This window comes from uncultured Blautia sp. (assembly GCF_902497045.1).
GTDB lineage: Bacteria > Bacillota > Clostridia > Lachnospirales > Lachnospiraceae > Blautia_A.
Map to the genome: position 1 here is coordinate 1 of NZ_CABVDF010000196.1, position 5488 is coordinate 5488.

A 5488-nucleotide genomic window follows, 5' to 3' on the forward strand; every position below is an offset into this window, starting at 1 on the left:
ACCGGAATTAATTTCAATATATTTTCCTATTTTATCTTTCATATCCATCAGAACTTTTTCTTCTGCATGCTTCATATAAAGAACTTTACGGTATACATCATTCACTTTTCCTACCGAAGCCCATGCAGGTCCTATAATATGCAGTTCTTTCCCGGGGCTTATCCTTTCTGCAAATTTTCTGAGAAACTCCATTCCTTTTTCCAGAAGCTCATCATCCTGACCGCTTGCAAGAATGGAAAGCATATGCGCTGCCGGAGGGTAATCCAACAGCATACGATAGCTCATCTCTTCCTGATAAAACCTCTGATAATCCTGGGCTGCCGCCGCCTGTATGCTGTAATGCTCCGGATGATATGTCTGTATAAAAGCTTCCCCCGCCTTGCGCCCTCTTCCGGAACGTCCCACCGCCTGGGTCAAAAGCTGAAATGTTCTTTCTCCGCATCGATAATCTGCCATATTCAGGGAAAGATCTGCTGCAACAGCTCCCACCAGGGTCACTTCCGGAAAATCATGACCTTTTACGATCATCTGGGTACCTACAAGAATATCTGCTTCATGAGCTGCAAAAGAGGCCAGAATTTCCTCATAGCTGCCTTTTGTTCTTGTGGTATCATAATCCATTCTAAGAATCCTGGCTTCCGGAAATGTCTTTTTGAGAACCTGTTCGATCTGCTGAGTACCTGCCTTAAACCCTCCAATATATGGCGAGCCGCAGGATGGGCAGATATCCGCTTTCGGACGTTGATAGCCGCAGTAATGACAGATCATTTTTCCATTGTTATGCTCCGAAAGAGCCACATCACAATGAGGACACTTCAATACTTCCCCACAGGAACGGCAGGATACAAATCCGGCATAGCCTCTGCGATTTAAAAACAGCATAGTCTGTTCTCCGGCTTTCAGTCTTTCCCCAATAGCCTCAGTAAGCTTTCTGCTGAGGACAGAACGATTTCCTGCCTTTAATTCTTCCCGTAAATCTATAATCGATACACCGGGAAGAGGACGATCTTCAAATCTTGCATTCATTTTTACAAGTGCAAACTCTCCGGACACAGCTTTTGTATAGGCTTCCAGAGAAGGAGTGGCAGATCCCAGAACCACTTTTGCCCCCTCCATGCAGGCACGCTGCACAGCTGTTTCACGGGCATGATATCTGGGACTGCTTTCACTTTTGTATGTCTGCTCATGCTCTTCATCAATAATAATCAGACCCAGTCTGGAAAAAGGTGTAAAAAGAGCGGATCGAGGTCCTACCATGATCTGAATTTCACCTCGCCGGGCTCTTTTAAACTGATCATACCTCTCCCCCTGAGAAAGGCGGGAGTTCAATACGGAAACCTTATCTCCAAACCATCCATAAAACCGTCTTACGGTCTGGTAAGTCAGGGCAATTTCCGGAATCAGCATGATCACCTGTCTGCCCTCCCCGATGACCTGTTCAATAAGTTTCATATAGACCTGTGTTTTTCCACTTCCCGTAACTCCATGAAGAACAACAGGACGGGGCTCCGGCTTTTTCCATTCCTGCTGAATCTCTTCCAGGGCTTTTTTCTGTACAGGACTGAGCACCGACATCTGTTCTCTTGGAATGCTGTCCCCTTTTACCGGCATACGGCATACCTCATCCTGCTCTATACGAAGAACTCCCTGTTCAGTCAAAGGCTTCAGCACTGAAGACGATATCTTCAATTCTGTACAGGCCTGTGTGTAATCCAGCGGATTTTTTTCCAGAAGAGCACGGATCACTCTTGCTCTTGCCCTGCATCTTCCGGCTTCCAGCGTCCCTGCCAGTTCTTCCGCCTCTTTTCTGTCTATATTCAGATATAAAAATCTTTTTTCCTTTGCCTTTATCTTTTCCCGCATGGGAATAACTGTCTTTAAGCACTGTGCCATAGTGGCTCCGTATCTTCTGCTCATCCATGCAGCCAGCGATACAAGGCGTGCTTCTGTGGTCTCCTCACTGCTTATAAGTCTCAGCAAAGATTTCATCTTTTCCGGAGAAACTTTCGGTTTTTCTGAAAGTCCGGTAACGTAACCTTTCCGTTCACAGTTTCCATTTCCAAAAGGAATGGCAGCAACCATTCCAATGCGGATCTCTCCCTCCAGTTCCCTTGGTACCAGATACTGAAAACTTCGATCCAGTTTTTCATGGGAGATATCCACGATGATATCCGCATAAATCATGCAAACTCTCTTTCTTCCGTCAATTCTGTCTGTTGTCCTCTGCAAGTATCTCTGCGATCAGAACACGTTCATCCATTGGATACTTCTTTCCTTCGATCTCCTGATAATCTTCATGTCCTTTGCCGGCAAGTACAATGATATCACCTGGCTCTCCATGATGAATGGCATAGGCAATAGCTTCTTTTCTGTCAATGATCTCCACATATTTTCCATCTGTTCTGGAAATACCTGTTTTGATATCGTCAATGATCGCCTGAGGATCTTCAAATCTCGGATTATCTGAAGTAATGATCGTCAGATCCGCAAGCTGTCCTGATACTTCACCCATTTCATACCGACGTGATCTTGCACGGTTTCCTCCGCATCCAAAAAGACATACCAGCCTGTGAGGATGATATTCTCTCAGTGTTGTCAGAAGACTTTCCAATGCCATTGCATTGTGTGCATAATCGATCATAAGAGTAAATTCATCAGAAACCTTGACTGTCTCGATTCTTCCTTTTACTTTTGCTACTTTAAGGGCACGAATGATATTTTCCTGTGAAACCCGAAAATGACGGCAGATTGCAATGGCAGTCAGTGAATTATATATACTGAATTTTCCTGGAATATCAATCTCCACCGGAAATTCCAGCAGACCCTTCAGCTGATAGGAAATACCCAGATAGCCTTTCCCGCCTACCATATGAGCGTCTTCTGCCCGAAGATCTGCCTGTGATGAAAATCCATAAGTTTCCAGTTCACAGGTATGTCCTTCAATAATCCTGTCAAAGTGCTCATCATCTCTGTTTACGATCCCAACTCTGCACTGACGCAGAAGCATGGATTTACAGGAAAGGTAATGATCAAAATCTCTGTGTTCATTAGGTCCGATATGATCAGGCTCAATATTTGTAAAAATACCATAGTCAAAGACAAATCCCTGGGTTCTGTGGAGCATCAGTCCCTGAGAAGAGACCTCCATAACGACACAGTCACAGCCTGCGTCTGCCATCCTGCGGAAATATTCCTGCACCACATAGGACTCCGGAGTTGTATTTGCAGCCGGTATTACCTCGTCTCCTATAATCGCTTCAATGGTACCGATCAAACCCACTTTATATCCGGCATTTTCCAGAATAGACTTTACCATATAGGTAGTTGTTGTTTTTCCTTTGGTTCCGGTGATTCCAATGGTCTTCAGCTGTTCTGCCGGATGACCGAAATATGCAGCGGAAATAAATGCCATTGCATAACGTGTATCTTTTACAAGAATCACGGTAACATCCTCAGGTACCTGGACTTCTTCCTCCACCACAAGCGTCCTGGCACCTTTGGCGATCACATCCGGGATAAATTTATGTCCGTCCACAACAGCCCCGCGGATGCAGATAAAAAGAGAATCTTCCTGAACCTTACGGGAGTCATAGACAACAGTACTCACTTCCTGCTCTGTACTTCCCTGACAGCAGGTGTATTCTAAGCGTTCTAATAATGCTGATACTTTCATTTCTATTCCTCCAAGAAACATGCGGCAGATTTTCTGCCTGCACATTTGATATACTCTTTTATAGAATATCACACACAGGTAGCGTTTTCAATGTTTCGTTTTTATTCCTCTCCGCGGACTTTCTTCCTTTTTTTATATACTGCTGTCAAAAAAAGCACCATAAACAGAGCCGACACTGCCGTCTCTTTCATAAGCTGACTGTCCGAAGGATCACCTGTTTTTGGGTTTCCGGATACCGGACGGCTCTCCTCTCTGTCATAGACATTCTCTTCTCCCCGAGACCCTGCCGGTCCGGAAATTTCAGTTTCCTGCTCCCCTGACTGTATCTGAATCTCCGCCTGGGAAGTAACCCTTCTCTCTCCAGTTTCTTTAGAAACAACTTCCACCTCATTGATCAGCTTCTTTTCTTTAATCTTTTCCGGAAGTGTAACCACAGCCTGAAGGCTTATGGCTTTGCCTGCTTCCAGTCTGTTTATCAGAGCCTTTGTTTTGGTGTTGTTCAGAATCACACCCTCCTGTTCCAGAAACACAGCAGGCACATTTTCCAGCTGAAACTTTTCTGTTGTAATAATGGAATGCAGTGTGCGTTCACCTGTATTTCGAATACAGATCCTAAATAAAATCCTGTCCCCGGGCACTGCCACTGTACGGTCCGCGGTTTTGGTTACCTGAAAATCCACTTTCAGAGGCGATATTTCTGTAATGATCTCTACCTCTTTTTTAACTGCAGAAAGTTCTCCTGTCTGCTCTTCTGACTCAATTTCTCCTTCTGCATTTAGCTTCATATTTACAGGATTTGTCCGGTCTTCCGGAATCAGGATACCCATATAAAAAATCCTTTTTTCTCCCGGTTCCAGTCTTCCTGAAACCGGCTCAGATAACGGCTCTCCATTTTCATTCTCCCAGACAGCAGACAGCCCCTCGTCCAGCTGCTCCGTAAACCGTATCTCTTTAAACGGAAGATTTCCCGTATTCTCTACCTCTATTTCATAAAGAAGCTTTTTCCCGGCTGCTGCTGTATCTGGGACTGCTTCTGCCCTCAATGTAAATTCTGGTTTCTCCAGGGTTTCCGGCTGTTGTAAATCTTCTTCTGACTGTTCGTTTTCCCCTTGTCCATCTGTCATATCTTCAGGTATTTCCATATCCTCCTCCGGCATTTCAACTTCCGGAAATACCGGATGCTCATCTGAACCCTCGTTTTCTCCTCCAACATTTTCTTCCGGTATTTCCATGCTTTCTTCCTGTTCTTCTTCTATAAAGACCATAGGATCCTCTGTACCTTCACCATTTGAATCACTATAAAAAAACTCTCTGTTGTCATTCTCATTGGTGAAGAAACTCTTTCCCGTTCTTTCCTCTTCCGGCAAGATCATTTGCGCCTGAACACTGCCTGATACCATAATGATCCCTGCAAGAACAGCTGTCAGTCCTGTTCTTTTGATTCTGTTCCATATTCTTTTTTTCATATATTTTCTCACTTTCTGCTGCAACATTTTTCCTTTCCGGTGCATAGATCTTCTGCAGCATACGATCTGCCCCTCTTTTTTTGTCTGACTCTCAGGACAACAGCATCTCCCCTTTCTGTTTTCAGGCTGCAGGACAAAAACCTGCTGATGCAGTCATTTAAATAAAGGATACTGATTGGAATACGTGCCGATTCAGCACTGAGAAATATACGGCAGACAACTATCAAACACCCCGAAGCAGATGTCTGCTGTTACGCACCCGCAGACCGCGGGCTGGATAGCTTCACTGTAACACGGATTCGGAAAATACACAATAGATGAACATAAGAATCCTTTTAATTTAATTTTT

At 44.5% G+C, this 5488-nt stretch carries 3 protein-coding genes; all 3 read right to left on the reverse strand.

Annotated elements, in window-relative coordinates:
* The coding region (gene priA, locus RDS42_RS11985; RefSeq protein ID WP_308783865.1) for a primosomal protein N' at nucleotides 1-2184 on the reverse strand (2184 nt) is incomplete at its 3' end.
* A gap of 19 nt (nucleotides 2185-2203) precedes the next feature.
* Entirely contained in the window at nucleotides 2204-3673 is a 1470-nt protein-coding gene (locus RDS42_RS11990; RefSeq protein ID WP_308783866.1) for a UDP-N-acetylmuramoyl-L-alanyl-D-glutamate--2,6-diaminopimelate ligase, read from the reverse strand.
* Nucleotides 3674-3774: 101 nt separating this feature from the next.
* Nucleotides 3775-5139 (reverse strand): hypothetical protein, encoded by a 1365-nt coding sequence (locus RDS42_RS11995; protein WP_308783867.1) that lies wholly within the window; start codon nucleotides 5137-5139, stop codon nucleotides 3775-3777.
* Nucleotides 5140-5488: the final 349 nt, after the last annotated feature.

Coding starts and splice junctions, on each gene's coding strand:
- RDS42_RS11995 (WP_308783867.1), bottom strand. CDS start 5,139: ATGAAAAAAAGAATATGGAACAGAATCAAAAGAACAGGACTGACAGCT.
- RDS42_RS11990 (WP_308783866.1), bottom strand. CDS start 3,673: ATGAAAGTATCAGCATTATTAGAACGCTTAGAATACACCTGCTGTCAG.